The following is a 26,536-nucleotide window of genomic DNA, read 5'->3' on the forward strand; positions in this document are numbered from 1 at the left end:
ACCACCCAAAATCCCCACCCCCGGATGGCTCCAAGCCCAACTCCTCACCCACCTCAAAGTCGACCCCACCCGACCCCGCTGGCTATAACGGCAGTCCAACACCATGTGCGAAGTCCAGGTCTAGTTCAGGAAAGGAGCTCCATGATGTCGAAGCACAGACTCTTCTCGGGGTCGGCGGCGGCCACCCTCCTGATGGTGCTGGCCATGGGCACCGCGGCGGAAGCCGTCCCGGCCCGCGCGACAGCACCCTCCGCCGAGTCCGTGGCGGTCGCGGCGACTCCCGGCTGCGGTAAGGCCCCGACGCTGACGAGCGGGACACATACCATCCAGAGCGGCGGCAAGAATCGCTCCTTCATCCTCAGCATCCCCGGCAATTACGACAACAACCGGCAGTATCGATTGATATTCGGGTTCCATTGGTGGGGTGGCACCGCCGAGGCTGTCGCGTCAGGCGGAAGCGACGGGGACGTCTACGCCCACTACGGACTCCGACGGCTGGCGAACGACAGCACGATCTTCGTCGCGCCGCAGGGCATCGGCAACGGCTGGGCCAACTCCGGCGGCGAGGACGTGACCTTCGTCGACGACATGCTCAGGCGGCTCGACAACGACCTGTGCATCGACACGGCACAGCGCTTCTCGCTGGGCTTCAGCTACGGCGGCGCCATGAGCTACGCACTGGCGTGTGCCCGGCCGGCCGTCTTCCGTGCGGTGGCCGCCATCGCCGCCCCCGGGCCGATCAGCGGATGCAGCGGCGGCACCCAGCCGTTTGCGTACATGGGCATTCACGGGGTCGGCGACAACCCCGCCGCCGGGCGGGCACTGCGGGACAGGTTCGTCGGGAACAACGGCTGCACGCCGCAGAATCCGCCCGAGCCGGCCGCGGGCAGTCGAACCCACATCACCACGACGTACTCCGGTTGTCGGGCTGGATACCCGGTGGTTTGGGCCGCCTTCGACGGTGGCCACCAGCAAGGCCCCGTAGACGGATGCGCCGGCTGCGAGAGCGGTGCCCGGAGCTGGGTCAAGGACGAGGTGTGGAGGTTCTTCACGGGTGAGACGAATCCGAACCCCGACCCCACCACCTTCCGGTTGCGCGGCGAGTCCTCCGGGCGCTGCCTCGACGTCAACGGCGCAAGCTCGGCCAATGGCGCCCAGATGATCATTTGGGATTGTCACGCCAACACCAACCAGCAGTTCACCCTCAGCGGTCAGACCCTGCGCGTGATGGGCAGGTGCCTGGACGTGCCCGCGAACTCCGGCGCCGGCACGCGGGTGCGGATCTGGGACTGTGCCGACGGCACGAACCAGCAGTGGAACTTCAACAGCAACGGCACGATCAGCAACGTTCAGACGGGGACCTGTCTCGACGTCAACGGTGCCGGCACAGCCAACAGCACGGCCGTGGTCGTGTGGACCTGTCACACCGGCACGAACCAGCGCTGGAGCCGAGCGTAAGAACTCCCAGCTTCCGCGTGATAGAGGCGGCACCAGCAGATCAGGGTTTGAGCAGGGCTTCGTGGCTGTCGCCGCGGATCTCCCAGCGGATGCACAGTTCGCCGGGATCCGTGCGGCAGCGCGAGCCGTTCGGTGATGGCCAGGGCCAGGGCGGCGAAGCCGAGCAGAACGCCGATCAGCACTGTGCTCCTCACACCGTGGCTCGGCAGGACAAGACCGCCGGTGATGCCGACGTTGACGGCGGCGGAGAGCATGGCCGCGGGTAGGTCGGAGCGGCCCGGGGCAAGCCGCAGGACGCGGCCGCCGAGGGCCGTGGTGAAGGCGGCGAACGCCAGACCGGCCAGACCGATCATGGCCACGGCCACCGCCGGAAGCGTGCCGAACACGTACAGCCCGAGCAGGGCCACGGACTGCAGCGCGACCGTCGCGACCAGGGTGGTCCAGGGGCCGGCGGTGACGGTCATCCGGTAGGTGGCGAAGGCCGGGTTGAACACGCCCGCGCTTATCTGCACTTCACCCAGTGTCATTGCATGTTCGGATAAGGGCTGGTCACGGCCTGTATGAGATCGTTTGATCGGCGGTCAGCCCGTCGGTTGGCGCGGGCGATGTTGGTGGCGCCGTTGATGCGATGCCGGCCGATTGCAGTGTTACGCAGGGTGGCCATGATGGTGGTCCGGTGCCGGTCCGGGCCTGGTGCAGGTCTTCACGGAACGTCACATCTCGGACGTGGTGTACGAGGTTTTCGATCAGCCATTCGCAACGAGCCCAGTGCTGTAGGTCGGCGGGGTGGGCGTCGGCGGCGGGCAGGGAGATGGTCAGGTACGCGGTCTCGCGGCTGCTCCTGCCGCTTGTGGCGATGGTGCGGGTCCGGGTGATCCGGATGGCTTGCTGCGCGTGCGGGAACCCGATCCCGCCGGCGTGCCCCTCTAACTGGTTGCGCACTGGAATGGCACTGATGACGCCGATGATCCGAGTCGTACCGCTCGTACCGGATCGAGAGGCAGCAGCCATGTCCTATCCCAGCCCGTCCTATCACGGTGACTCTGGCGAGCTCACGGCCACCGTGCGCAACGCGTCGGCCGCATCGGAGCTCGACGATCCCACCAGCGCGATGAGTTATCTGGCGACCGGCGCCTCCACAGGTGGAAAGTTCGGGCTGTACCGGGTGGATTTCAAGGGTCCGCGCGGAGGTCCCGGTCCACACTTCCACCGATCCATCTCGGAATCGTTCTTCATCCTCTCCGGCATCGTCCGCATCCATGACGGCCGAGCCTGGAACGACGCCGGGCCCGGCGACTTCATGCACGTTCCGGAGGGCGGCATCCACGGTTTCCGCAACGACTCCGGCGCGCCCGCCTCGATGCTGTTGCTGGCCACCGGCACCCCTGCGGCCGCCCCGGCGGCGACGACAGCGGCCCGGCAGCGGGCCTTGCTCGGCTCGTTCCGGGAAGCGGCGCAGACCGGCGACTCGGCCGCGCTGATCGCCCTGACCAAGCAGGATCTGACCGAGCAGGACCCGGCTGGCCGGTGACCGAGCTCGTCCCACTCAACGTCACCGGCCGGATCGCGGCCGAGCCCGAGGCGGCAGACGCCCTCGCGCGCTACGAAGCGCGGCTGATGTGCCTCGACGCTAGGCCGCGGCGGTGCCGATTCAGCGCCGATCCGATGCGTACGCCTGCCGGGCCGCTGTCACTGCTTCGTCAGCGATACCGCACTGGTCGTGCCTAGGGTCGCCGCCATGACTGACAGCGGACACGAGTCCAACGCCCTGAAGATCCTCCAGACCGTCGAGCCGCCGTTCCTGCCCGAGCGGCCACAGGCGATCACGTTCACCATCGAGTACCCGCCCGGGCATCCGGGCGCCGCCCCACACCCGGCACCCGGGCCGACGTCGGCTACGTCGTCGAGGGCGAGATGCTCTTCGAGATCGAGGGCGAGCCCGAACGCGTGCTGCGCGCCGGCGACGCCCTTCTGGGAGCCGGGCGCCGATGTCATCCACTACCAGGACGGCAACCACAGCACCACGGTGCACCTGCGCTTCCTGGTGACGCTGCTGAGCCCACCCGGCGCCCCGATGCTGACGTTCGTCGACGCCGACGAGCTCGAGTCCCGCCGCGACCGCCGGGCCCCGCGCCCCTAAGAGATTCGACCTGCCTGCCGGTAAGTCCGGCAGGGCCGGTGCCGGTCAACAGGTTGCCAGGATTACCAGCGTAAGGAGAGTCGGATGCCAACATCACGCAAGGCACTCGTGGTCGGTCTCGGGATCGCCGGACTGGCCACGGCCGCGCGGCTCCATGAGATCGGCTGGACGCCGGCGGTGGTCGAGCGAACGCCGCAGCGGCGCACCGGCGGCTACTTCGTCGGACTGTTCCACCGGGGGGCGCAGGCCGCGCAGGAGCTCGGTGTGCTCGCCACCATGCATCTGCGGACGCCGGCCGACCACCGCACGTGGGCGGTCGACGGCGACGGGGCGCGGGTGCGCAGCATCGGCTTCCTCGATCAGCCCGGGCACCCCGACGGAGTACTGCGCGGGGACATCGAAGCCGCGCTCTGGGAGAAGATCGAGGGGCGAGTCGAGGTGCGGTTCGGCATCGAGCCGGTGGCGATCGAGCAGATCACGGGGGCCGCGCGGGTCACTCTGCGCGATAACGCCTCCGGCGCGACCAGCGAGGAGGATTACGACCTGGTGGTCGGCGCCGACGGGCTGCGCTCGACGGTACGCCGGCTGATGTTCGGCCCGCACGAGCGGTTCATGCGCTCGATGCACGCCATCATCTGCGCGTACTCGCTGGAGCATCAGGTGGCCGGCTACGGCGACCACGAGCAGGTCGTGATCGCCGCGCCCCGCCGGGCGCTGTGGATCTTCCCGTTCCGGGACCACCCGCCGACCGCGCTGTTCACCTACCGCACCCGCGAGGAGGATCGGCAATTCCGTGGGGATCATGCCGACGTGCTCGCCGGCCGTTTCGCCGGTCTCGACGCCGGCGGCATCGTCACGCAGGCGTTGGCCGACCTGCGCCGCACGCCGGAGGCATTGTTCGACTCGGTGCATCAGGTCCGGATGCCGCGGTGGCATCGGGGCCGGGTCGTGCTCATCGGCGACGCTGCGTGGTGCATGACGTTGTTCTCGGGCATGGGCGCCAGCTCCGGTATGATCGGGGCGGTGGCGCTCGGCGATGCCCTGGCCGGCTCACCCCAGTCGATCGAGAGTGCGCTGGACGCGTACGAGCAGGAGATGCGCCCGCTCATCCGTAAGCACCAAGCCCTGGCGTACGTGAAGGCGCAGCTGTTCGTGCCGTCCAACCGGGCCGTGGCGCTGCTGCGGGCGGCCCTGCTCAAGGTCGTGTCCCGCCGCCGGTTGCACGCGTGGATCGGCCAGCCCTCCTGAGCCTGCTCGTGCCGGAAACTCCGCGCGTACGGAGAGATAGGAGACCGCCATGCAGTCCACCCACTTGACCGACCTCGCCCGCAGACTGCTCGACGAGGCCCGCACAGCGCACAGCGGTCGCAGCGCGCACACCCTCTTCGGGCGGCATGAGCACCAGCTTCGCCAGACCGTCATCGCCCTGGCCGCCGGGCACGAGCTCGCCGAGCACAACAGCCCCAGCGAGGCGACGCTCCAGGTGCTCTCGGGCCAGGTCACCATTCACGCGCCGTCCGGCACCTGGACCGGGACCGCCGGCGACCACGCCATCATCCCCGACGAGCGCCACAGCCTGCGCGCGGAGGAGGACTCCGCGATCCTGCTCACCGTGCTGGCTCCGCGCGGCTGAGCAGGCCCCTGGCCGCTGAAACTGGCTTCGGGCCGGCCGGGGCTGTTGGCGGCGAGGAGCCGCTGGTGCTCGTGAACGCCGGGGCGCATCACCCCGATGGCCGCGATCGTCGAGCACGACTCGCGCCACCAGCCCGACCGCAAGGTCGTCGCGGTGCACGCCGACCGTAGCCCCGAGCGGCACCCGCTGCGCGGCGACATCCACGGTCACGGCAGCCGGCGGCGGTATCTTCACCATCCGCTGACCGGTTACGTCTGCGGATGGTGAAGATACCGCTGCTCTTCCAGGAGATGTCCCGCAAGTCGGGCTTCACCGAGCCCACGTTGCGCTACTACGAACGGATCGGGCTGCTCGGCCCGGTCGGCCGCGACCCGGCCAGCGGGCATCGCCGCTACGAGGACGACACCGTCGGCCGGGTCGCGGCCCTCGCCTGCCTGCGCTCGTCGGGAATGACCGTGGACGGCATGCGCGCCTACGTGGAACTCCTCGGCCTCGGCGACGAGGCGGTCGAGCAGCTGCGAGACTTGTTCACCGAGCGCACCGGGCAGTTGACGGCGGAGATCGCCCGGCTGCGGCAGCGCCACGAATATCCGGAGCTGAAGGCCCGCCTGTGGCAGGCCCGCATCGACGGCGCGGCCGACGCCGAGGCCGAGGCCGTCGAGCGGCTCGAGGAGATCCTGTCCGAGCTGTGACTCAGGCCGGGATCAGGCCGAACGCGAGCAGGCTGTCCGCGGTGTCGTTGATCGTGGTTCCGACCGGACGGGGCGCCCAGCCGAGCACCCGGCGCGCCTTCGCGTTGCTGATCACGGGGATCTGGCCACGCAGCCCGGCCGCCTCGCGCATCGCCGGGTTTGTCTTGGCCGCCTCGCGTACCTGCTCGTCGGTCAGCTCGGTGGCCGGCACCCGGTCGGCGTATTGCGGCAGGTGCCGGGCGAGCACCCGGCCCATCTCGTAGAAGCTGGTCGCCGCGTCGCCCACGGCGATGAACCGCTCGCCGGCCGCGGCCGGACTCAGCATGGCCCGCAGGTGCAGGTCGACAACATCGCGCACGTCGACCACCCCGAAGTACATCCGCGGGACCACCGGCATACCGCCGGTCAGGAACGTCTTGACGAGGCCGGTCGAGGCAGACACCCGGGGGTTCAGCAGCGGTCCGAAGATGCCGGTCGGGTTGATCACGGTCAGCTCAGGGCCCTGGTCGCGCACGTCGTCCCAGGCCGCGCGCTCCGCGACGACCTTCGACCGAATGTACGGCGCGATGTCGCCGGCCGGGTCGGTCCAATCCGACTCGTCGTAGTGGCCATCCGGCTTGACCGTGTATCCCACCGCGGCGTAGGAGGAGGTCATGACCACCCGCTCGACGCCGGCCTTGCGTGCGGCGGCGAGCACGCGCAGCGCCCCGTCCCGGCGGGCACGATCAGCTCATCCTCGTTCTCCGGCGGGGTGAACGGGAACGGCGACGCGTGATGCCACACATAGCGGACCCCGTCCACCGCCTTGTCCCAGTTGTCGTCCGAGGAGAGGTCGACCGTGACGGCCTCGATCCGGCTGTCGGCCCGCACCTGCTCGGGGTGCCGGACGGCGACCCGGACCCGGTAGCCCTCGTCGAGCAGCCGGGCCACCGAGTGGCTTCCCACATGTCCGTTCGCCCCTGTCACCAGCACAATGTCGGTTGTCATGCTCCCGACTGTGCTCGCCTTGCAGCGCTTCAAGTCCAGGGTGATCCTCGTTACTGCGTGCTGGCGACCGCCTCGAGGATGGTGGCGGCCACCTCGGCCGGCCGGGAGGCGGCGATAGCGTGGGACGCCCCGGCGATCTCGCGGACGCTGCGCGGCGCCGAGCGCTCCACCTGGAAACGGAACAGCTCAGCCGGGATGTTGCGGTCGCCGTCGCCGTAGACCTGCCAGGTCGGCCGCGTCTTCCACGCGGGCTCGACGTCCAGCGCGTCGGTAAGCGCCTTCTCGGTCACCGGGCGCTGGGTGCGCCCGAGCAGGATGGCGTCCTCCAGTTCGAGGTCCGCGGCGAACTGGTCCGGGAACTTGGCCGGATCGATGCGCACCTCGTTGCCCCCACCGGTCACCGGGTAGGACTGGAGGGCCGACCCGAGGGTGCTACCCGCGAACTTGTTGGCGAGGTCCAGGGCGGACTCCCCGGTGTCGGGGGTGAACGCGGCCACGTAGACCAGCCCCCGTACGCCGTCGAGCTCGCCCGCGGCCTCGGTGATGACCATGCCGCCGTACGAGTGACCGACCAGGACCACCGGCGTGCCCAGCCCGCCGACCACGTCCCGCACGTACTGGGCGTCGCCGCGCAGGCTGCGCAGTGGGTTCGCCACTGCGACGGCGTCCACGTCCTTGCGGGCGAGCTCGGCCAGCACCGGGTTCCAGGCGGTGGTGTCGGCGAACGCGCCGTGTACCAGGACCACCGTAAGCTTGTCGGACATAGTGTTCTCCCCCGCTCCGCCGCCGGTTTCGGAGTGGAACCGGCGCTCACGAGAACGATGGTCCCGGCCAGTGCCTTTTCAGTGACGATGCAATGCGCTTGCGTGAAAGGCACGCAGCGTTCGTGCCCGGCGACGTCGAACCGGTCGAACCCGAAGTGCCGCATCAGGCGTACGGCGTCGACGGCCATTGCCGCGTGCCGTACGTGCTGTGGTCGTCCACCGTGGCCGGCTTGCCACTGGCGCCGTAGCCGCGCAGGTCCGGCACGACCACGGTGAAGCCCGCCTGCGAGCGCGTCGGCAATCGGTCCCCAGGCGAGGTGCGTCTCGGGATAGCCGTGCAGCAACAGGATCGGCGGACCCGAGCCACCGTGGCGCGCGTGCAGGACGACCTCGCCGACATCCACCGTCTGGGTATCGAAGTTCTGAAACATGCCCGCACGCTTACCGCGGCCGGTGCCGGAACAGTACGGATCGGATGCGCGCCGGACTGAACCGCCGGTCCCGTCGCGCAAGTGCGACACCTACAGTGCGATCGCACGACCGGCCTGCGACTCGCTGGGGTGGACCTAGTATCAGGCGGCCCAGCAGTTCGGGTCGCCGAAAGTGGCCGATGGCGACTGGGATACCCGGTTGAAGGCGTACGCCGTACAGGAACACGCCGCCGCGGACAACGAGCGGACGAGCGAGACACCGGGGCTGGGCTGATCGACCGCCGGAACGCGACGCGTTGCCGCGCACGCCCTACGCGAGTTATTTCGGACCGCTGGGAACGCTTTTTGGCGAGACGACCGGTGAGGCCCTCAAGCTCTTGCAGCAGCCCGACCCGCCCGGTCGGAAGCTACGACGCCAGCTAGGAAGCATGGCGTTGGCCGTTCGCGATGAGGTCTCGGCGCCAGGTGTCACCGAGTTCATCACCGAGACGGACGCCCGAGACCCTCCCGATCCGGCCGGATCCTGAACAAGCCCGGCCTGCGCGACCGCGTGCCGGCGGTGGTCTTCGCCCGTGAGCCGGGGCTGGTGCGGCCCGGCGGCTAATGCGGGCCCTTTGCGGGCCCGTAAGGCCGTGACCCGCGGCTCTAGTCGCGCTGCTGCGCGGGCATGTGCAACGGGACCCCGAACCGGTTGAAGGCGTTCATCAGGGCGACCTGCACGACCAGCGCGCCGAGTTCCTCGTCGGTCAGGATGTTGCGGACGCCCGCCCAGACGGGCTCGCTGACGCCGTGTTCGGTGAGCTTGGTCGCGGCTTCGGCGTACTCGAGTGCCGCTTGCTCGGCCGGGGTGAACAGCGTCGACTCACGCCATGCGCTGAGTTGGAGGATGCGGTCGAGTTTCTCCCCCGCGTCCAGGGCGTCGTGGCTGTGCAGGTCGATGCAGTGCACGCAGTGGTTGAGCTGCGAGACGCGCAGCTTGATCAGTTCGCGCAGGGTCGGGTCGAGTGGTGAGTCGAGGATGGCCTGGTCGGCGGCGTACAGCGCTCTCGCGGCCTTGGGGGCGGCGGTCCGCAGGTCGAGCCGGGGCCGGGTGGTGTGCACGGGTGTGGACATGACTGCTCCTGAGGTCGTTGAGGGAAGGGAAGAGCCGGGGACTCACGAGGCCTGCGAAGCGGACCAGTCATCGAAGGTCGTCCGGCCGATGCGTGCCTCGCCGAGCGGCACCAGTGAGTCGCGCACGATCGGCACGCCGAAGTAGCCGGCTGTCGCGTCGGTTCGGACGGGCCGGACGTCACCCTGCGCGGCTAGGACCGGGCGAATGAAGCGTGCGAAGGAATCGCGTTCCGGGCCGGCAATCTCGACCACCCCGTCTCGCGGGGTGGAGGAGACGACCTCGATCAGGGCGGCGGTGACGTCTGCGGCGGCGATCGGCTGCAGGTCGGCGGCCGGCAGCACGATCTCGTCGTCACGGACCATGCCGGCCCCCATTGCCGGCAGGTTCTCGAAGAACTGCGTGGACCGGACCGTGGTGAAGGAGAGGCCCGAGCCGGCGACGAGTCGTTCCTGGGCGGCCTTGGCGTTCAGGTAGCCGGGATGGGAGAGCCGGTCGACCCCGACGATCGAGAGCAGCACGTGATGCTGCACCCCGGCATCGCGTCCGGCATCGAGCAGGGTACGGGTGGAGGTGGTGAAGAAGTTCATCACCTCCTCCGGATCGAAGACCACCCGGTTGGTCACATCGATGACGACGTCTGCGGCCTGGAGCGCGTCCTTCACTCCTCGGCCCGTGATGGTGTCGAAGCCGGTCTCCGGCGCGGCGGGCACGGCATCGTGGCCCCGCGCACGCAGTAGGGCGACGACTTTCGAGCCGATCAGGCCGGTTCCTCCGGCGACAACGATGCGCATGACTCCACCTCTCATTGCGGATAACTTTTGTCCGTGATGATATCCGAGTCAAGTAGGCTGTGACCGTGAAGATGACCGGCGGGGTGGAGTGGGGGCTGCACTGTTGCGTCGTGCTCAGTTCGGCCACCGAGCCAGTTGCGGCGGCCAAGCTCGCGGAGCTGCATGACGTGTCGGCCACCTACCTGGCCAAACAGCTCCAACTGCTGTCCCGGGCCGGCCTCGTGCGCTCGGCGCCGGGGCAGTCGGGCGGCTACCTGCTGACACGGCCTGCGACCGAGATCACGGTGCTCGACGTCGTCGAGGCGATCGACGGGCCACAGCCGGCGTTCCGGTGCACCGAGGTGCGTCAGCGCGGGCCGATGGCGGTTCCCCCGGACCGGTGTGACACCCCATGCCCGATCGCCGCGGTCATGGATACCGCCGACCGGGCCTGGCGCGAGTCCCTGCGCGCAGTCACCATCGGCGCTATCGCGGCCACCGTCGCCGCCACCACGCCGGGCGAGCTGCTCGATCGAGCTCGGGTCTGGCTGTCCGCCTGAGTCCACGCGAATGCCGGTCCGGCGTACCAGACGAAGTGTTTCGCCCCGGAGACGCTGGGCACGACCCGGCATCTCTACCGCGGATCGAAGATCCCATCGCCCTGGCCAGCCACCTGACGAGGAACACCACCAGCACCACCGGGCCTTGTGGAGAGCCCGGTGCATTGAAAGGTGCACGCCGGGTTCGGGAAGCGGCCCGGGGAAACGGACCAGCCCTACGGGGCTGGCACCGCGACCCGGGCCGACTTCACGGACCGTCCGTCGCGATGAAGGTCGCTTTCGTCGACGCTGGTCCCGCTGTCCACCACGACCTGGATGCACTCCTGCAAGCCAGGCGCGCCAGGTAGGGCCTGAACGGGTCGACCAGCTTTCCACGCGCCGCATTATGGGCACCGACCAGCTCCACGCCTACCTGAACACGCCTTCGACCCGTCCTGGATAGGTGGGCGGCGCGAGGGCCGCACCGCCGTTCCCTGGCGAGGGCTCAGGCGGCGGAGGCATCCGGGCGCAGAGCGGTGACCGAAATTGCGGCCAGGGCCGCGTCGATCCGCCGCGCGACCTCGTCCGGACGCCCGGCGCCGTCGACTTCACGCAGCAGGCCGCGTTCGCGGTAGATGCCCAGCAGCGGGGTGGTCTCGGCCCGATACACGGCCTGTCGTTCGCGAATGATCTCCTCGATGTCGTCCGAGCGGCCGCTGTCGTGCGCGCGGCGGACCAGGCGGGTGATCAGCTCCTGTGGCGGCACGGTCAGTACCACCACCCGCACCGGTGACAGGCCGAGGCCGTCCAGCAGCTCGTCGAGGTAGGCGACCTGCCGCACCGTCCGCGGGAAGCCGTCCAGGACAAACGCGTCGTCGCGGATCTGTTCCCGGACCATGGCGTTGGTGACATCGTCGGGGACGTATTGTCCGGCGTCGAGATAGCGCTGCGCGGTCCGGCCCAGATCGGTGCCGCGGCTCACATGCGTACGGAAAATGTCGCCCGTCGAGATGTGCACCGCGCCGACGCGCCCGGCCAGCGCTGCGGCCTGGGTGCCCTTCCCGGCCCCGGGAGCTCCCAGCAGAATGACGCCCATCAGTCCTCCTCGGTGGGCGCGGCGGGCACGCCGCTGCGGACATGCTGCCCAACGTCGCTGCCAGGCCACCTTCTTCCCGTTCCGGAACGTGTGTTCGCCCACCCGGCGTCGGCGGGCAGAATGCGGTGATGACTGATTTCGACCCGCGCGCCTTGCTCGCCGCTTCACGCCTCGGGGTGCTGGCCACGCTCAAGCGCAACGGGCTGCCGCAGCTGTCCCCGGTCACCCCGTTCTACGACCGGGCCGCCGAACGCATCTACGTCTCGCTCACCGACAGCCGCGCCAAGACCGCCAACCTGCGCCGCGATCCGCGGGCCGCCCTCGAGGTCACCAGCCCCGACGGCCGCGACTGGGCGACCGCCGAGGGCACCGTCGAGCTGATCGGCCCAGGCGTCGACCCGTACGGCCCCGAGGTCGAAGCCCTGGTAGACTACTACCGCCGGGCCGCCGGCGAACACCCGGACTGGGACGAGTACCGAACGGTGATGGTCGCCGACCGCCGCGTCCTGATGGTCCTGTCCGTCCAGCACGTGTACGGCCAGACGTTGCGCTGACCCCACCACCTCGTCCGCAGGAAGCCTCGTTCCTGCTTGCCGCGAGCGCGGCGTCCGTTGGGACGAACTCAACCTCCCCGTCGCGGGTACCGCCTTCGTCCTCGCGCTAGGTGGCCTGTGGTTGCCCGAGGCAACGGTCGCGACGATGGTGAACAGTGTCGTCATCGTCAGCGGTAACCAGCCAGGTAGCACGCTTCGGCCCAGGACGGGCCCATCCTCGCCGAAGCCGACCGCCCCGAGGGCCACCGACCGCTCGGGCTGAAACTCACGTACCACCCAGACCCTCGCCGGCCGTCGGCCCAACGGGTGTGTCCGAGCCAAGGCACATTTGCGGAGATCAGCGGACAGCTGTTGCGGTATTGCCTGATGCCGGACGTGTTGGTCGTGGACACAGGGACTGGCTGTATCGAGTGTCGTCGTCGACGAAGATCTTCAGCCACGCGATCATCGTGCGGGCGAGGATCGTGCTCGGCTGCCCGATGTAGTTGTGACCCGCACCGGTGACCTCGATGTAGGCGCGCTCGGTCGCCGCCGGGATGCTGTTGTAGAGGCTGGTCAAGCGAGGCGGCGGGACGAGAGTGTCGTTCTGCATCGCGTAGATCAGCGTGGGAACTCGTTCGCCGGCGAGACTGCCGGAGGGCAGGTGCGGCGCGTTGCCGATCGCGGCCTGCAGGGTGGACCGCCGCAGAGCGGCGTCGAGGGCACCACCACCGCCCATCGAATGCCCGATCACCGCGAGCCGGCGGGCGGCAACCTGGCCGCAGGCGCGGCCCTGCGCCTACGCGACACCGGCGGTCCACTTCCCCGCACGTTGATACTGGCCTACCCGGTGCTTCACGTCGCGCTGCCGCCGGTGCCTGCGGAACTCGCCACCAAAGTGAGAGCCCTGCAACCACGTTCAACTTCGGCGCCGAACAGATCAGGCGCATGAATCTGGCTTATGTGCAGGAGCCGGGCGCGCCGGCGACCGCACAAACATCGCCGGCGTGATCGTCACGACCGGCGACGAGCTCGCATCGACCGAGCGACCACAAACGCTGTCTCGGAAACAAAGCAAGCGTTCAGGGCGAGGTCCGGTCGAGTACGACCATGGCGCGATGGTCGGGGGTGCCGGGCTCGGCCAGGAAAGTCACCAGGCTGTGGCCCGCGGTCCCTTCGATCTGCATGATTTGGAACTGCCAGGTGCAGGTGCCGACCTTCGGCAGGTTCAGGGTCTTGGAGGCCGGGCGAGAGCGTCGCGCCCGGCCTCTCGTTCCCGTCAGAGTTACTTGAGCATGTCCTTCATCGTGGTGATCTCGGCCTGCTGGTCGGTGACGATCTTCTCGGCCAGGCGCTTGGCGTCAGGGTTCGAGCCCTGGGCGACCTCGTGCTGGGCCATCTCGATCGCACCTTCGTGGTGGCTGATCATCATGGTGAGGAACTGCTTGTCGAATGCCGCGCCTTTGGGCGCTCATGAGCTTGTTCATGTCCGCTTCGGTCATCTCGCCGGGCATCGATCCGTGGTCCATGTCGGGCATGGACGACGTCATGCTCGGCATCGGCTCGGCCTGTCCCCAAGCGGTCAGCCACTTGGTCATGGTGTCGATCTCGGGATCCTGTGCCTTTTGGATTGTCGCGGCGAGTTGCTTCACGTCCGTGTCGGCGGCCCGGGAGTCGGCCAGGGCCGCCATCTGGATCGCCTGCTGGTGATGCTTGATCATGGACTGGGCGAACGTGACGTCAACGTCGTTGACCGCCGTAACCGAAGACGGTGCCGCGGATGTCGTCATGCCGCTGTGGTCCATACCGGATCCGGACGAGGAGTCGTCTCCGCCGCAGGCGGACAGGACAAGCGTGGCGGTGATGGCGGCGCCGGCCAGCAGGCCTCGGCGCAGCACAACGGAGGGCAGCACAGAAGTACGCATCATGGGGGTTTGCGACCTTTCGGGTGTCGAGACGGTGGCGCGCAGAACGAGCCCGGCAGCTGCCTTGGGGCAGCACTGACCGGGGCGGCTCGTCCTATATGCGCAGCACCGCCAGCGACGTGGCGCGCAATCCCTGATACCGCCAGTGCGGTGGGGCACGCGGAACCCGTGGACCCGCGCTGACCCCGTCACGTGCACGCGCGGAACCGTTGCGGCGGCTCAGCAGCAGGGCGCTGATCAGCACCACCATGGCAAGGCCACCGAGAATGGCCAGGCAGACACTCCAGGCGTCCATCGCGCCCGTACCGTGGCCACCGCCGCAGTGGCCGTCAGGGCACGGCGCGGTCATAAGGGTTGCCGCCCCGGTACACCCGCCGCCGGGGTCTGTCCATGGACGACTTTCGGCTCAGCGTCCACGTCGGAACCCGGTGCGGTGATCGTCTCGCCGAGCTGACTGCGGACCCCGCTGCCACGTCTTCCCCCGCGAACGCGACCTGTGGCACATTGATGCCGCACGGTGGCCGTCTCGGAGGGACCAAGAACAACATGGCAGTGACGAAGGTGAGCTTCACGCGACGTCCGGGCCGTGCCGTTCTGCAGCGGGCCGCTGTAGCGGTGGCCCTCACCGCGGCAACGCTCGCCCTGCCCACCACCGCGCACGCCGAAGCTCCAGGCAGCACCGTGAGGTTCGCGAGGCACATCCCGTCCGCGCCGTGCCTGCCCGGCGGCGTCACATCAGCGGACGAGAAGATCGCAGATCGCCTGCGCCCGGCGATGACGGGCCGGCGCCTCGGCCGAGCCGTCGCCGGACGTCACATCTCCTGCGCTCGAGCGATCGTGGGTCACGTCCGCAGCCTGGGGCTGGGCGAGCGGGCGGCCGTCATTGCCGTGACCACCGCGATCGCCGAAAGCACCTTGAACAACTACACCGTCGCCGTCGATCACGACAGCCTCGGACTGTTCCAACAGCGCCCTTCCACGGGGTGGGGACGTCCGGCGCAGCTTGTCGACCCCCGCTACGCGACCTCCGCCTTCCTCAAAGCGATGATCCGCAAGCACCCCGCCGGCGACTGGACGAGCGGCGACATCGGCCGGATCTCCCAGCGCGTCCAGGGTTCGGCCTACCCAGGCGCGTACGCGCCCGAGGCATCCGACGCGCATCTGCTCGTCATGACGCTGTGGCCGCGGACCGGGGCCGAGGCCCCCAAGAAGCCACAGATCAAGGCTGCGCCGCCGGCTGCGAAGAAGCCGACCGGGCCCTTCCACCGGGTGCTGAGCCAAGGGCCCTCAGCGTTCGCGTCCAGCGGCGCTCAGGACGAGGTGGTGACGGCCGACTGGGACGGCGACCGGCGCGCTGACCTCGTCAAGGTGGGCCGCGCCGGCACCGTGACGGGCAGGACCGAACTGCAAATCATGAGTGGGGCCGGCCATTTTCAGCACAGGCTGTTGCACACAGGCACCCTGCTGGGGCCGACCGACGCGCGCCACGCGTTCTCCCTGGCGGACTGGAACAGCGACGGACGCCTGGACCTCGTCGTGGTGCTCAAGTCGGGCACCACGAGCGGCCGTACGGAGCTGCGGATCCTCGACGGCGCTTCTGCTTTCCGGCGTTTCCTGGTCGAGACCGTGACGGTGCTCGACCCGACCGATGAGCGTCACGTCTTCTCGCTGGCGGACTGGAACGGCGACCAGCGCCTCGACCTGATCGTCGTACAAAAGTCCGGCACTGCCAGCGGGAAGACCGAGGTACAGGTTTTCGACGGCGCGTCGAGCTTCCAGGCCCAGCTGGCGCAGACCTACACGGCACTGGACACTACCGACGACCGCCACGAGGTAGCGATAGCCGACTGGAACGCCGACCAGCGCCTCGACCTCATCGTCGTGCAGAAGTCCGGCACCACCACCGGGAAGACCGAGGTGCAAGTGGTCGACGGAGCATCGCACTTCCAACGTTTCGCCCTGCGCACCAGCACCGCGGAGGGTCCTTTGGACGACCGTCATGAGGTGGCGGTCGCCGACTGGAACGGTGACGGCCAACTGGAGCTACTTACTGTGCAGAAGTCCGGCACGGCAAGCGGCCGCACCGAGGTTCGCATCCTGGGCAAACTGACCGGAGTCGGACTTCCCCCGGTCTGAGCATCGCGGTGCGCTCGCGGTCGTAGGGCAGCTCGTCGACGATGGTGGCCCGCGGCCCGCAGGCGGTGCAGTTGACGAACGGGTACCGGTAGCGGCGATCCCCGGGATCGAACAGCTCCCGCAGGCACTCGTCGCAGGTGGCCAGGTCGGTGGGAAGACCGGCGAAGGCGGCCTGCGCGAAGGCTCCGCCCACGGCGGATGACCTGCTCGCACTGGGCGGTGAGCAGCTCGTCGTCGAGGTCGAGCCGGCCGGCGACGAACCGGGCCAGATCGTCTTCGACCGCGGCCTGGTTCTGCGACGTGGGCGGCACGATACGAGCGCCGGTGATCAGGCCATCGGCGTCCAGGTCGTACCGGTGGTGTGCCCGCGACCGCGAGCACACCGTCTCCGTGCTGAACCGCTACGGGTTCGGACGCCAACTCGTCGGAATGCCGGCCAGGCCGGTCGAGTGGGCCCGGGACCCGCTGGCGGTCATCAGCCAGACCTGCGGCTCCAGAGCCGCACCGGGGTCGTCCGGGTCATCCGCGCCCCGGCCGTAGGCCAGCCACCGCCCGTCGGGCGACCAGACCGGATGGGCCTCGACCACGCCGGGCGTGTTGGTCAGCCGCCGCCGGACGCCGGTCAGCGGGTCGACCAGCCAGAGGTCACCGTCGGCGGCGACCGCGATGGTACGGCCGGTCGGGTTCCAGTCCAAACGGACGGCGCCGGGCAGGTCACTGACCTGCCACGGGTCGGATCCGCCGGCACGATAGACCTGCACCCCCGGCAGGGTGGCGGTGGCGATCCGAGTACCCAAGGGGTTCCAGGCCGGCTGCAGGTCGTTGAGGTTGTTGTGTGTCACGTTGACGAAGCCGGCGTCGTACCCGTCGGCACTGACCTTGTATATGTCGCTGCACGCCTCGAAAGCGACCCAGCGTCCGTCCGGTGACCAGCGCGGGCTCGACGGGCCACAAGGGGCGTCGACCAGCCATCGGTCGCCGGTGCCGTCGGCGGCCACGAGCCGCAGGCTGAACGAGGCCGCGTAGGCGATCTGCTCACCGTCCGGCGAGTAGTCCGGGCTGGCGTACCAGGGCATCCGCCGGCCGTACGAGATGGCCTCGGAGCCGTCCGGTCGCGCGCTCCGCAACTCGCCGTCGCCGTGCTCGCGGTCCACCGCCAGGGTGAGGATCCGTCCGCCGGGCCGGCCGGGCACGGCCCCGGCACCGGCCGCCGGGCTCCCCGCCAGCGACAGCACGACCGCGCTCAGCACGATCAGGACCTTGTATCTGCGCATGTTCGCACCTCCCAGTCAGCGGGTCATGAGTCCGAGGTCACCAGGGGTGGAAGGGTCCGGGGTGCGTTGTCACCGTTGGACGCGGACGTGTCCGCGGTGGGACGGCGGCTCGCCGCCGCCTCGCGGGTGAGGAAGGTGCCCAGCTCACCGATCGTGCTCATCAGCGGTGCGGGGAAGACCACGGTGGTGTTCTTGTCGACGCCGATCTCCACCAGCGACTGCAGGTTGCGCAGTTGCAGAGCGAGCGGATGCGCCATCATCGTGTCGGAGGCGGCGCCGAGCGCGGCCGCGGCGAGCGATTCGCCCTCGGCGTTGATGATCTTAGCCCTCTTCTCCCGCTCGGCTTCGGCCTGCTTGGCCATGGCCCGCTTCATCGCGTCGGGAAGCTGAATATCCTTCAGCTCGACCAGGGTGACCTCGACGCCCCACTCGACGGTGGTGACATCCAGAATGGTGCGGATGTCCTGGTTAATCTTGTCGGTCTCGGAGAGGGTCTCGTCGAGGGTGTGCCGGCCGACCACCTTGCGCAGCGTGGTCTGGGCGATCTGATTGATGGCCGCATTCACGTTCTCGATGGCCACGACGGACTTGACGGCGTCCACGACGCGGAAGTAGGCGACGGCGGAGACGTCGACGCTGACGTTGTCGCGGGTGATGATGCCCTGCGACTGGATCGGCATGGTGACGATGCGCAGCGAAACGCGGTGCATGACGTCGATGATCGGGATGAGCAGACGGAGGCCGGGGTCTCGGGCGCCGATCACCCGTCCGAGCCGGAACACCACGCCACGCTCGTACTGCTTGACGATGCGCACCGAGAGCAGCAGAACCAGCAAGGCCACGGCCCCGACGGCGACCAGGACGGCGGTGGAGGTATTCATCGACAGCTCCTTTCGCAGCCGCGGCGGCGTCAGCGCCGGGGCAGGTGGCCGGCTCCGCGCCACACGCGGCGCACGACCGGACTAGTACTCACCGGCGTCGATACGCCGCGGGAGTCCCGATGCCATCCTGCGGCGTTGCGACCGAGCGGGCATGTGCCGAAAGACCCTTGTTGCCGGTCCGGCGACAGCAGAGCCGGCGCGCCGGTCATTCGGCTTCGGCGTCCGGGCCCGACGGGACCGCGAGGGGATGGCGCTCGTCGTCGCGAGCGGCGATCTTCGCCATCGCCCGGTGGTACTGGCCGCAGGTGATCTCCTCGGCGGCGAGCTGGGCGACGAGCACACCCTCCAGACTTTCCGGCTGCGCCGGTCCGCTCTCAGCCCGCTGCTCCTCGGGGACGTCGTGACGCAGCTTCGCCGCCTCGTCGTACCAGCCGAAGATGAACGGCAGCGAGCACATCCCGGCGAGAACCACGAATACCACCAGAGCGAACAACATCTTTCACACCTCCCGTCCACAATGCTCGACCGGCGTGACGCCGGAGGGCAGGGAAGAAGGTCCCGCGTCGTGCGTGCCGATGGGCCCAGGCAGCGATGCCACCGTTGTCACCGCAGCGCCGGGACCGCCCGGCGCCCGAGGTCGAGGCCTCCGGGCACGCGACGCGCAGGTTCGCCGCGATGGTGGTGTCGAACAGGTAGGCGTCCTCGGGCAGGTGGCCGACGATCCGGCGGACCCGTTCGGGTGCGAGACGACGCAGGTCGATACCGTCCAGGGTGACCCGGCCGGCGCTCGGGTCGAGAACGCGGACCAGCAACGCCGCGACGGTGCTCTTGCCGCAGCCGCTCGGACCGGTCAGCGCGACCCGGTCCCCGGGCCGCAGCTCGAGGTCGACGTCGTGCAGCACCGTGCAGCACCGTGCAGGCCGCGTCGACCGCCTCCAGGCGAGCATGATGACGGTCAGCAGCTCGCCGAGGCACCGGGCCCCGGCCGGTGATGTGCCGGTCACCGTGGCCCTGAACGCGGCCGGCCCGGTCGCGCTGGTGCCGGTCGATCAAAGGGAGGAGGCCCCGCTGTGAACGCCACCCCGGCGCCGCCGCTGCGAGCCGGCCGCCTGTTCCGGCGGTGGTTCGTCACCGTGACCGCCGGCGAGTTCCTCGGATTCGTCGCACCGGCGACCGTCGGAGCGCTCACCCGCGACGCGCCCGCCGCCGTCGGCGTCGGCGCCGTCCTGGCGGCCGGCGCGGTGGAGGGAATGATGCTCGGGCTGGCCCAGGCCACGGTTCTCCGGCGGGCGCTCCCCCGCCTCCCGGCGCGGCGGTCTTCGTCGGCTTCTCGACCCCCCTGTGGCAGCCGGGACAGCCGCTCGCCCTCACCGTGACGATCGGCGTGGCGGGCGGCCTGCTCATGGCGGCGGTGACCGCGGCCGTCACGGGGACAGCGCTGCGGGGGCTGCTCGCGGGCGGCTCCCCCGGCGATCAGCTCTCGACGACCGCTTCAACGCGGACCACCGCCCCGGGGCCGGCGGGCGGCACGACGGTGCCGTCGACTCGTTCGCCGTCCACCAGAAGGTAACTGACCCGGCCGGTCGTCCCGGCCGGCTTGCGTACGGTGATCTCGTAGGTGGCGCCCCGGAACACCCGGGTGGCCCGGAAGCCGGGCCAGCTCGCCGGCAGCACCGGGTCGACTCGCAGCCCGGTCAGCTCGGGCCGGAGACCGAGGATCCACTGCGTGATCGCGACGAGGTTCCAGGCCGCGGTGCCGGTGAGCCACGAGTTCTTGGCCTCGCCGTGGGTGGGCGCGTCCCGGCCGGCGATCATCTGCGCGTAGACGTACGGTTCGCAGCGGTGCACCTCGCTGATCGCCTCCCGCACCGAGGGGTTGATCCGCCGGTAGTAGTCGAAGGCCCGCTCGCCGTTGCCCACCATCGCCTCGGCGATCATGATCCACGGGTTGGTGTGGCAGAAGATCCCGGCGTTCTCCTTGTAGCCGGGCGGGTACGAGGAGATCTCGCCCAGCTCGAGCCGGTAACCGGAGTACGCCGGCTGCTGCAGGACGATGCCGTGCGGGGTGGCCAGGCGCTGCTCGACGCTGCGCAGTGCCCGCACGGCCATTCCGTCACCGAGGCCGACCCCGCCCAGCACACACATGCCCTGCGGCTCGATGAAGATCTGCCCCTCGTCGTCGGTGCTCGAGCCGATCGGGTTGCCGGAGAAGTCGTACGCCCGGCGGAACCACGCGCCGTCCCACCCGTGCTCGACGATGACGCCGGTCATCTTCTCGGCGGCGGCGCGGAACTCGGTCGCTTCCCCGGTCAGGCCGCGCAGCTCGGCGATCGCGGCCAGTTCCTTGGCGGCCAGCACGAACTGCCCGGCGATGAAGACCGACTCGGCGACGCCGCCGCTGACGTTCTCGGTGGTCTGGAACGGCTCGCCCGGCGTGTCGGAGAAGCAGTTGAGGTTGAGGCAGTCGTTCCAGTCGGCCCGGCCGATCAGGGGCAGTCCGTGCGGGCCGAGCCGGTGCTGGGTGTAGCGCAGCGAGCGGAGCAGGTGCTCGTAGAGCGGGGCCTCGCTGCCAGGCTCGTTGTCGAACGGCACCGGCTCGTCGAGGATCGTCTCGTCACCGGTCTCCTTGACATACGCGGAGACGCCGAGCACCAGCCACAACGGGTCGTCGTTGAAGCCCTCGCCGATGTCGTTGTTCCCGCGCTTCGTCAACGGCTGATATTGGTGGTACGCCCCACCGGTCGTCTTCTGGGTGGCCGCGATGTCCAGGATCCGCTCGCGGGCACGCTCGGGAATCATGTGGACGAAACCGAGCAGGTCCTGGTTGGAATCGCGAAAACCCATGCCGCGGCCGATCCCCGATTCGAAGAACGAGGCCGACCGACTCAGATTGAAGGTCACCATGCACTGGTACGCATTCCAGACGTTCACCATCCGGTCGGTGTCCACGTCCGGGGTCGTCACCCGCAGGCCGCCGAGCAGCCGGTCCCAGTGCTCGCCGAGGGCCGCGAAGCCCGCCGCGACCGTCTCCGGACGCAGCCAGCGCTCGATCACCGGGCGTACGCGGCGCTTGTTGATCGTCTGGGAACCGGGCGGATCGAACTTCTCGTCCCGCGGGTTCTCCGCGTAGCCCAGCACGAAGACGACCTCGCGGCTCTCCCCCGGCGCCAGGCCGAGCCGCACGTGATGGCTCCCGATCGGCGCCCAACCGTGCGCGACCGACCTGGAGGCCGCGCCGCGCTCGACCGTCACCGGGCGGTCCCAGCCACGGTAGGGGCCGAGGAAGGCCTCCCGCTGGGTGTCGAACCCGGCGAGCGGCTCCGAGCAGGCGAAGTACGCGAAGTGGTCGCGCCGCTCCCGGTACTCGGTCTTGTGGTAGATCACCTCGTCGGCCACCTCGACCTCGCCGGTGGAGAAGTTCCGCTGGAAGTTCGTCGCGTCGTCCTGCGCGTCCCACAGGCAGAACTCGACCGAGGAGAACAGCGAGAGGTCGGCCGCTGCATCGCGCTCGTTGGTGATCCGCACCCGCCAGACCTCGAGGGTCTCGCCGAGCGGCACGAAGTAGAGCGTCTCGGCCCGGATCCCGTCACGGGCGGACGCGATCCGGGTGTACGACAGGCCATGGCGGCACTCGTAGTCGTCGAGCGAGCCGCGAACCGGCTGCCACGACGGCGACCAGAAATCGCCGGTGGCGTCGTCGCGCACGTACAGGTAGCGGCCGCCGAGGTCGAACGGCGCGTTGTTGTAGCGGTAGCGGGTCAGACGGCGCAGCCGGGCGTCGCGGTAGAACGAGTAGCCACCCGCGGTGTTGGAGACGATGCCGAAATACGCCTCGGTGCCCAGGTAGTTGATCCAGGGCAGCGGCGTGTCGGGCCGCTCGATGACGTACTCACGCCGCTGATCGTCAAAGTGTCCGTAGCGCACCAGGTCCTCCTCGGCGGCATCGGGAGCGCTCCCACCCCCGCTCGGAAAGTCATGCTATGAGGGACCACCGGTTGCCCGCGACCCCCGGCCCGCCGGACGGCGCTCACCCGGCGCGGTAGGGCATGACCAGGTCGGTGCTCCACGTGGCGGGGTCCGGCTGCGCGGCGGGATTGGTGTAGTACACCTCCCAGTGCGGCCCGGCGGCCTCGAGGTCCCGCTCCTTCAGCCAGTCGGCGACCGCCTGACAGGCGAGGGCGAGATCTTCGTAGCGGCCCTCATGAGTGGTGACCGCGGCCGGGCCGCCAGGCAGCCGTGACGCGACGACCCGCCCCCGGCCGGCCACCGGCTGCAGGACCGGGAAACCGGCCTCCACCTGCAGCAGGCCCCCGTCGAAGGTGTACCGCGCGAAGGGCGGTCCACTCGTCCGGATGCCCAGGTTCGTCAGGTATCGGTAGACCTCCTCGTAGACGCCCGCGATCCAAGCCGGAAGCTGGGCGGCCGGCATGCTCCCCCGGATCACCGCTGTGTCCTGGGCGGCCAGCGTGCGGCTCTCGATGTCATATGTCATGAGTCACCTCCGTGTCTCTTCGACAGTCGCCCTCCTGGCAGCCGGACGCCAGGGACGTCGGCCCCGCGCTGACCGGGTCCTCCGTCGGGAAGCCCGAGCCGGCCGGTGCGAATTCGCCCTCGGCGGCGGGACTTTCGGCCCTTCATCCGGCGGCGCCGGCGTGCGCAGGCTGAACGCCGAGGCTGAGGAGGACCGGCGATGACCATGTCCACGACGCTGCTCGCCGGCGACGCACCCAGGCAACACCGGGATTCCGCCGCCGGCGGGAGCGCCCCAGCCGATCCGTCGTTCCGTCCCCTGCTGGCGCCACGGTCGGTGGCCGTGGCGGGCGACCTGCAACAGCACGGCCACGCCGGCTACGAGATGCTGCGCTCCCTGCGTGACTACGGGTTCCGCGGCCGGCTCTATCCGGTGCACGACTCGGGCCGTCCGGTCTGCGGCATACCGGGCTACCGCACCGTTGCCGAACTGCCCGAGCCGGCCGACCTGATCGTGCTGGCCACCGAGGCCGGCCGTACGCCCGAAGTGATCCGTGCGGCAGGGCGCCGGGGCATTCCCTGTGCCGTCCTGCTCAACAGCGCCGACGGGCGGCGTCACCACGAGGTGCTGCAGGCCGCCCGCGACCACAGCGTCCTGATCGCCGGACCGGGCAGCTTCGGGGTGCTCAACACCGATGTGCGGGTGCGGCTGAACGCCACCCTGACCCGAACCCGTCCGCCGCGCGGCGGATTGGCCCTGGCCTCGCAGTCCAGCGCTGTCGGGGTGGCGCTGCTGGAGCACGTCGCCCGGGACGGCTGCGGAGTCGCCAGCTTCGTCTCCGCCGGCGACGATCTCGACCTCGGCAACGCCGGCCTGATCGACTACTGGTATCGAGACGCGCACACCAGGGCGGTCGCCGTGTTTCCCGACTCGCCCGCCGACCACCGCCGGTTCGCGCAGGCCGCCCGGTCGCTCGCGCGGCGCAAACCGGTGCTGCTGATCGGCAGCGGCCATCCGGACTCGGTCGTCGCGGATCCGCTGGTCACCGAGGCCGGCATGGTCTGCACGACCAGCCTCGACGAGATGACCGACGCGGCGCGGATGCTGGTCAACCAGCCCTTGCCGGCCGGCGACCGGCTGGGCGTGGTCGGCAACGCCGGCGCTCTCACCACGATCACCGGCGGCACCGCGAAGGCGTACGGCTTCGTCGTGCCAGCTGGCTGCACTATCGACCTCGGCGCCGAGGCCGGCCCGGCCGAGATCGCCCTGTCGGTGGAGGAACTGACCGCGACCGGCATGGTCGACATCGTGGTCGTGGTGGTCGTCGGCTCGCGGTCCAACTGTCCCGCCGCGATCATGACGGCGATTGCCGGCGTGCTCGACCGGCGCCCCGGGCTCACCGCGGCCGCTGTGCTGGCCGGCACTCCCGACGACGTCCATCGAGTAGGCCTGCGGGACACCCCGGTCTATCGCCAGCAGGACCGGGCGTTGCGGGCGCTGAGCCATGCCCACCGCTATGCACGGTGGCGCGGACGCGATTCCCGGCCCCGGTAGCCCGGCCGCCGCGCGATTGCGGACTTCCGGCCCATCGCCACGGGCCCCGCCGCCTCTGAACAAGGCCCTCGGCTGACCCCAGGATGGGAGGGACGAGAGGGGAAACGGCCATGGTGACCAGGCAGATCGTCGTCGGCGCCGATGACGCCGCCGCCAGCCGGGCGGCCGTCGACTGGGCCGCTCACGAGGCTCGACGGCGACGGGTCCTCCTACGCATCGTGCACACCTTCGACTGGGACTGGCGCGAGCAGACGGCCGGGGCCGACGACGCCCGGCGGCGGGCCGAGGCGGTCGCGGTGGCCGCGTTCGACCGGGCCCGGGAGATCGCGCCCGGCATCATCATCGAGACCGACACCGTGATCGGCCCGGCCGTGCCGCGGCTGCTGGAGGCGTCGCACGACGCCGAACTGCTGGTCGTCGGCAACCGGGGGCGGGGCGGCTTCATCGGATTGCTGCTCGGCTCGGTCAGCCGGCGCGTCGCCTCCCACGCGCTGTGCCCGGTCGTCGTCGTGCGCGGCCGGCCCGACATCCCCGGCGGCCCGATCGCCGCGGGTGTGGACCACACCCCGACCGCCGACCTGGTGCTCCAGACCGCGTTCACGGCCGCGAGCGAGCAGGCCTGCCCTGTCGTGGTGGTTCGCGCCTACGCGCCGGTCGTGCCCCTGACGACGATGCCGGTGCCGCCCCGGGTGGCGATCCTCCCCGAGCAGGACGACGCCGAACGGGCCCGGCTGGAGGCGCGGCTGGCGCCCTGGCGGGCCAAGTATCCCGAGCTGGAGGTCGACGAGGTGATCAGCCAGGGGAGCGCCGCCGCGGCGTTGGTCGAAGTCTCGCGCTCCGCTCGCCTGGTCGTCATCGGAAGCCGTGGCCGCAGCCCGATCAGCGGCGGACTGCTCGGCTCGACCGGCCTGCAACTGCTGCACCACGCCGAGTGCCCCGTGCACATCGCCCGCCAGGTGCGGTGACCGCACCGGCACCTCGTCCGAAGGGAGGCGGCCATGTCGGCCGATCCCCTGACCCGGGCCGCGGTCTTCTCCGGTCGAGCGCCGTCGCTGCACAACAGCCAGCCCTGGCCGTGGGTTCGCACCGCGGAGGCACTTGACCTGCGGCTGGAGCCCCGCCGCGTGCTGCGGCTCACCGACCCGGACGCCCGCCTCGCCGTGCTGAGCTGCGGCGCGGCCCTGCACCACGCGCGGGTGCACCTGGCCGCGAACGGCTGGTGCGCCGAGGTGAGCCGGTTCCCCGGACGGCGGCGACCCGGACCTGCTCGCCCGCCTCGTGCCGGGCGGCGAGGTTCCCCCCGACCACGACGCCCTGCGCCTGGAGCGGCAGGTGTTCCGGCGGTGGACGGACCGGCGCAACCCGCCGGGCCCGCCGCTCGATCTGCATCGGGTGCGCACCGTCCAGCGGGCCGTCCTCGGCCAGGGCGCCGGGCCGGCGCCGCGCTCATCGCCGAGACCCACCACCATGCCGCGGGCCGAAGGTCCTGGCCGCAGGCGCCGGCCGACCGGCTTCCCCGACGGGATCACGCTGCTCGACCGGGTGGCTGGTTCAGCCGCGCCGCCTCGCGCCGCGGCGGAGCCGGCCACGCAGCGCCGCGATCGCGACCGGCACCACCGACACGACGACGATGCCGATCAGGATGAGCTCGATGTTCGACCGCACGAAGGCGATCTGGCCCAAGAAGTAGCCAAGGATCGTGACGCCGCAGCCCCACAGCACGCCGCCCACGAGGTTGAAGAGAACGAACGTCCGGTACGGCATGTGGCTCGCGCCCGCCACCACCGGGGTGAAGGTCCGCACGATCGGCACGAAGCGGGCCAGCACGGCGATCGGGACCGCGTAGAAGATAGCGGTGTCGCCGAGCTCGGCGTGGTCGCGCACCAACGTGGTGTCGGGCACTCGGCTCTCGAGCCACTCCCCCGCGCTCGTGGTCAACGGCACGAGCGCCACCACGACGAGCGAGAGGATGGCGTTGAGGCCGGCGAGCCGTCGCCGGACGGCGGGCCACAGCGCCGTGGCGCCAGGATCAGGGCGCTCACCGGCAGCAGCACGACGACCGCGTGCACGAGCAGGACGTGCGCGGGGAGTCCGTTGACGGTGAACATGCGTGGCCTCCGGAATTCAGGTCGATCTGC

36 protein-coding genes and 2 pseudogenes are annotated in these 26,536 nt (G+C 70.1%); 15 read left to right on the plus strand and 23 right to left on the minus strand.

The genetic code is table 11. The features are described from left to right. Positions 1 to 144: 144 nt before the first annotated feature. Complete coding sequence (locus EER30_RS42115) at positions 145 to 1,458, plus strand: RICIN domain-containing protein (protein WP_205650653.1); 1,314 nt, start codon at positions 145 to 147, stop codon at positions 1,456 to 1,458. Here EER30_RS42115 and EER30_RS42120 read toward each other — a convergent pair. Together EER30_RS42120 and EER30_RS48190 are read right to left on the minus strand one after the other, a co-directional pair. Further along, entirely contained in the window at positions 1,422 to 1,970 is a 549-nt protein-coding gene (locus EER30_RS42120; protein WP_127507705.1) for an MFS transporter, read from the minus strand. The genes EER30_RS42115 and EER30_RS42120 overlap by 37 nt on opposite strands. A gap of 37 nt (positions 1,971 to 2,007) precedes the next feature. Beyond that, a complete protein-coding gene (locus EER30_RS48190) occupies positions 2,008 to 2,469 on the minus strand; it encodes a hypothetical protein (RefSeq protein ID WP_205650654.1) in 462 nt (153 codons plus the stop codon). Here EER30_RS48190 and EER30_RS42130 point away from each other — a divergent pair. The 6 genes from EER30_RS42130 to EER30_RS42150 all read left to right on the plus strand — a co-directional run bounded on the left by EER30_RS42130 (position 2,468) and on the right by EER30_RS42150 (position 5,923). Further along, a complete protein-coding gene (locus EER30_RS42130) occupies positions 2,468 to 2,989 on the plus strand; it encodes a cupin domain-containing protein (protein WP_127507707.1) in 522 nt (173 codons plus the stop codon). The two genes, EER30_RS48190 and EER30_RS42130, sit on opposite strands and share 2 nt — an antisense overlap. Positions 2,990 to 3,196: 207 nt before the next feature. Beyond that, the gene (locus tag EER30_RS42135) at positions 3,197 to 3,598 is read left to right on the plus strand and encodes a cupin domain-containing protein (protein ID WP_205650655.1); all 402 of its coding nucleotides are present in this window, start codon (positions 3,197 to 3,199) and stop codon (positions 3,596 to 3,598) included. Positions 3,599 to 3,682: 84 nt separating this feature from the next. Then, complete coding sequence (locus EER30_RS42140; RefSeq protein WP_127507709.1) at positions 3,683 to 4,846, plus strand: FAD-dependent monooxygenase; 1,164 nt, start codon at positions 3,683 to 3,685, stop codon at positions 4,844 to 4,846. Between the two features lie 49 nt (positions 4,847 to 4,895). Continuing rightward, positions 4,896 to 5,231, plus strand: coding sequence for a cupin domain-containing protein (locus EER30_RS42145; RefSeq protein ID WP_127507711.1), 336 nt, complete (start codon positions 4,896 to 4,898; stop codon positions 5,229 to 5,231). A gap of 96 nt (positions 5,232 to 5,327) precedes the next feature. Then, positions 5,328 to 5,498, plus strand: coding sequence for a hypothetical protein (locus EER30_RS47680; protein ID WP_164842694.1), 171 nt, complete (start codon positions 5,328 to 5,330; stop codon positions 5,496 to 5,498). Then, a complete protein-coding gene (locus tag EER30_RS42150) occupies positions 5,492 to 5,923 on the plus strand; it encodes a MerR family transcriptional regulator (protein ID WP_127507712.1) in 432 nt (143 codons plus the stop codon). The genes EER30_RS47680 and EER30_RS42150 overlap by 7 nt, the downstream gene beginning before the upstream one ends. A 1-nt stretch (position 5,924) precedes the next feature. Here the strand turns inward: EER30_RS42150 and EER30_RS42155 are convergent, their stop codons facing one another. The 4 genes from EER30_RS42155 to EER30_RS47685 form a co-directional block, all read right to left on the minus strand. Further along, a complete protein-coding gene (locus EER30_RS42155; protein WP_205650656.1) occupies positions 5,925 to 6,620 on the minus strand; it encodes an NAD-dependent epimerase/dehydratase family protein in 696 nt (231 codons plus the stop codon). Beyond that, positions 6,575 to 6,910, minus strand: coding sequence for an NAD(P)H-binding protein (locus EER30_RS49530; RefSeq protein WP_205650657.1), 336 nt, complete (start codon positions 6,908 to 6,910; stop codon positions 6,575 to 6,577). Before EER30_RS49530 ends, EER30_RS42155 begins: the two co-directional genes overlap by 46 nt. Positions 6,911 to 6,960: 50 nt before the next feature. Next, positions 6,961 to 7,674 (minus strand): alpha/beta fold hydrolase, encoded by a 714-nt coding sequence (locus EER30_RS42160; protein WP_127507714.1) that lies wholly within the window; start codon positions 7,672 to 7,674, stop codon positions 6,961 to 6,963. A 163-nt stretch (positions 7,675 to 7,837) separates the two neighbouring features. Continuing rightward, entirely contained in the window at positions 7,838 to 7,975 is a 138-nt protein-coding gene (locus EER30_RS47685) for a hypothetical protein (protein WP_164842695.1), read from the minus strand. A 647-nt stretch (positions 7,976 to 8,622) separates the two neighbouring features. Between EER30_RS47685 and EER30_RS42165 the strand changes: the two are divergent. Further along, positions 8,623 to 8,709, plus strand: a pseudogene (locus EER30_RS42165) (DNA-binding response regulator); the annotation flags it as partial. Between the two features lie 41 nt (positions 8,710 to 8,750). Here the strand turns inward: EER30_RS42165 and EER30_RS42170 are convergent. Then, a complete protein-coding gene (locus EER30_RS42170; protein ID WP_127507716.1) occupies positions 8,751 to 9,218 on the minus strand; it encodes a carboxymuconolactone decarboxylase family protein in 468 nt (155 codons plus the stop codon). Positions 9,219 to 9,260: 42 nt separating this feature from the next. Continuing rightward, a complete protein-coding gene (locus EER30_RS42175; protein ID WP_127507718.1) occupies positions 9,261 to 10,010 on the minus strand; it encodes an SDR family oxidoreductase in 750 nt (249 codons plus the stop codon). A 71-nt stretch (positions 10,011 to 10,081) separates the two neighbouring features. On the opposite strand from EER30_RS42175, the gene EER30_RS42180 reads away from it, so the two are divergent. After that, positions 10,082 to 10,549, plus strand: a complete 468-nt coding sequence (locus tag EER30_RS42180; protein ID WP_127507841.1) for an RrF2 family transcriptional regulator — start codon at positions 10,082 to 10,084, stop codon at positions 10,547 to 10,549. A gap of 484 nt (positions 10,550 to 11,033) precedes the next feature. On the opposite strand, the gene EER30_RS42185 is transcribed toward EER30_RS42180, so the two are convergent. Further along, complete coding sequence (locus tag EER30_RS42185; RefSeq protein WP_127507720.1) at positions 11,034 to 11,624, minus strand: adenylate kinase; 591 nt, start codon at positions 11,622 to 11,624, stop codon at positions 11,034 to 11,036. A gap of 128 nt (positions 11,625 to 11,752) precedes the next feature. On the opposite strand from EER30_RS42185, the gene EER30_RS42190 reads away from it, so the two are divergent. Then, positions 11,753 to 12,178 carry a PPOX class F420-dependent oxidoreductase gene (locus EER30_RS42190; protein ID WP_127507722.1) on the plus strand — a complete coding sequence of 142 codons (426 nt, stop codon included), beginning with the start codon at positions 11,753 to 11,755 and terminating at the stop codon, positions 12,176 to 12,178. A gap of 337 nt (positions 12,179 to 12,515) precedes the next feature. On the opposite strand, the gene EER30_RS42195 is transcribed toward EER30_RS42190, so the two are convergent. The 5 genes from EER30_RS42195 to EER30_RS42210 all read right to left on the minus strand — a co-directional run bounded on the left by EER30_RS42195 (position 12,516) and on the right by EER30_RS42210 (position 14,377). After that, positions 12,516 to 12,911, minus strand: coding sequence for a poly(ethylene terephthalate) hydrolase family protein (locus EER30_RS42195; protein WP_164842692.1), 396 nt, complete (start codon positions 12,909 to 12,911; stop codon positions 12,516 to 12,518). A gap of 328 nt (positions 12,912 to 13,239) precedes the next feature. Beyond that, entirely contained in the window at positions 13,240 to 13,440 is a 201-nt protein-coding gene (locus tag EER30_RS47690; protein ID WP_164842706.1) for an MmyB family transcriptional regulator, read from the minus strand. A gap of 2 nt (positions 13,441 to 13,442) precedes the next feature. Then, entirely contained in the window at positions 13,443 to 13,589 is a 147-nt protein-coding gene (locus tag EER30_RS49845) for a DUF305 domain-containing protein (protein WP_349290916.1), read from the minus strand. Continuing rightward, entirely contained in the window at positions 13,519 to 14,085 is a 567-nt protein-coding gene (locus EER30_RS42205) for a DUF305 domain-containing protein (RefSeq protein WP_349290917.1), read from the minus strand. The genes EER30_RS49845 and EER30_RS42205 overlap by 71 nt, the downstream gene beginning before the upstream one ends. Positions 14,086 to 14,176: 91 nt before the next feature. Beyond that, positions 14,177 to 14,377 carry a hypothetical protein gene (locus EER30_RS42210; RefSeq protein WP_127507733.1) on the minus strand — a complete coding sequence of 67 codons (201 nt, stop codon included), beginning with the start codon at positions 14,375 to 14,377 and terminating at the stop codon, positions 14,177 to 14,179. A gap of 251 nt (positions 14,378 to 14,628) precedes the next feature. Here EER30_RS42210 and EER30_RS42215 point away from each other — a divergent pair, with 251 nt between their 5' ends. After that, a complete protein-coding gene (locus EER30_RS42215) occupies positions 14,629 to 16,218 on the plus strand; it encodes an FG-GAP repeat domain-containing protein (protein ID WP_127507735.1) in 1,590 nt (529 codons plus the stop codon). Here EER30_RS42215 and EER30_RS42220 read toward each other — a convergent pair. The 5 genes from EER30_RS42220 to EER30_RS42240 form a co-directional block, all read right to left on the minus strand. Next, entirely contained in the window at positions 16,130 to 16,411 is a 282-nt protein-coding gene (locus EER30_RS42220; protein WP_240670663.1) for a hypothetical protein, read from the minus strand. The genes EER30_RS42215 and EER30_RS42220 overlap by 89 nt on opposite strands. Before the next feature lie 208 nt (positions 16,412 to 16,619). Continuing rightward, positions 16,620 to 17,492 (minus strand): PD40 domain-containing protein, encoded by an 873-nt coding sequence (locus tag EER30_RS42230; RefSeq protein WP_127507737.1) that lies wholly within the window; start codon positions 17,490 to 17,492, stop codon positions 16,620 to 16,622. A gap of 23 nt (positions 17,493 to 17,515) precedes the next feature. Beyond that, entirely contained in the window at positions 17,516 to 18,373 is an 858-nt protein-coding gene (locus tag EER30_RS42235; RefSeq protein ID WP_127507739.1) for a slipin family protein, read from the minus strand. A 205-nt stretch (positions 18,374 to 18,578) separates the two neighbouring features. Next, positions 18,579 to 18,830 (minus strand): hypothetical protein, encoded by a 252-nt coding sequence (locus EER30_RS49150; RefSeq protein ID WP_240670664.1) that lies wholly within the window; start codon positions 18,828 to 18,830, stop codon positions 18,579 to 18,581. Beyond that, the gene (locus tag EER30_RS42240; RefSeq protein WP_127507845.1) at positions 18,748 to 19,320 is read right to left on the minus strand and encodes an ATP-binding cassette domain-containing protein; all 573 of its coding nucleotides are present in this window, start codon (positions 19,318 to 19,320) and stop codon (positions 18,748 to 18,750) included. The genes EER30_RS49150 and EER30_RS42240 overlap by 83 nt, the downstream gene beginning before the upstream one ends. On the opposite strand from EER30_RS42240, the gene EER30_RS47695 reads away from it, so the two are divergent. Together EER30_RS47695 and EER30_RS42245 are read left to right on the plus strand one after the other, a co-directional pair. Beyond that, positions 19,277 to 19,447, plus strand: coding sequence for a hypothetical protein (locus tag EER30_RS47695; RefSeq protein WP_164842693.1), 171 nt, complete (start codon positions 19,277 to 19,279; stop codon positions 19,445 to 19,447). The two genes, EER30_RS42240 and EER30_RS47695, sit on opposite strands and share 44 nt — an antisense overlap. Continuing rightward, positions 19,444 to 19,749, plus strand: coding sequence for a hypothetical protein (locus EER30_RS42245; RefSeq protein WP_205650659.1), 306 nt, complete (start codon positions 19,444 to 19,446; stop codon positions 19,747 to 19,749). Before EER30_RS47695 ends, EER30_RS42245 begins: the two co-directional genes overlap by 4 nt. Before the next feature lie 97 nt (positions 19,750 to 19,846). Here the strand turns inward: EER30_RS42245 and EER30_RS42250 are convergent, their stop codons facing one another. Continuing rightward, positions 19,847 to 22,297 (minus strand): glycoside hydrolase family 94 protein, encoded by a 2,451-nt coding sequence (locus tag EER30_RS42250; RefSeq protein WP_127507741.1) that lies wholly within the window; start codon positions 22,295 to 22,297, stop codon positions 19,847 to 19,849. Between the two features lie 103 nt (positions 22,298 to 22,400). Further along, complete coding sequence (locus tag EER30_RS42255) at positions 22,401 to 22,865, minus strand: GyrI-like domain-containing protein (protein WP_127507743.1); 465 nt, start codon at positions 22,863 to 22,865, stop codon at positions 22,401 to 22,403. A gap of 198 nt (positions 22,866 to 23,063) precedes the next feature. On the opposite strand from EER30_RS42255, the gene EER30_RS42260 reads away from it, so the two are divergent. Together EER30_RS42260 and EER30_RS42265 are read left to right on the plus strand one after the other, a co-directional pair. Further along, a complete protein-coding gene (locus EER30_RS42260; RefSeq protein WP_127507745.1) occupies positions 23,064 to 24,398 on the plus strand; it encodes a CoA-binding protein in 1,335 nt (444 codons plus the stop codon). Between the two features lie 110 nt (positions 24,399 to 24,508). Continuing rightward, positions 24,509 to 25,363: a universal stress protein gene (locus EER30_RS42265; RefSeq protein ID WP_127507747.1), complete on the plus strand. Its 855-nt coding sequence runs from the start codon at positions 24,509 to 24,511 to the stop codon at positions 25,361 to 25,363. A 586-nt stretch (positions 25,364 to 25,949) separates the two neighbouring features. Here EER30_RS42265 and EER30_RS42270 read toward each other — a convergent pair. Together EER30_RS42270 and EER30_RS49155 are read right to left on the minus strand one after the other, a co-directional pair. Then, positions 25,950 to 26,303, minus strand: a pseudogene (locus tag EER30_RS42270) (VTT domain-containing protein); the annotation flags it as partial. A 29-nt stretch (positions 26,304 to 26,332) separates the two neighbouring features. Continuing rightward, the gene (locus tag EER30_RS49155) at positions 26,333 to 26,506 is read right to left on the minus strand and encodes a hypothetical protein (RefSeq protein WP_240670666.1); all 174 of its coding nucleotides are present in this window, start codon (positions 26,504 to 26,506) and stop codon (positions 26,333 to 26,335) included. Positions 26,507 to 26,536 lie beyond the last annotated feature (30 nt).

It is taken from the genome of Actinoplanes solisilvae (assembly GCF_003999975.1).
GTDB lineage: Bacteria > Actinomycetota > Actinomycetes > Mycobacteriales > Micromonosporaceae > Actinoplanes > Actinoplanes solisilvae.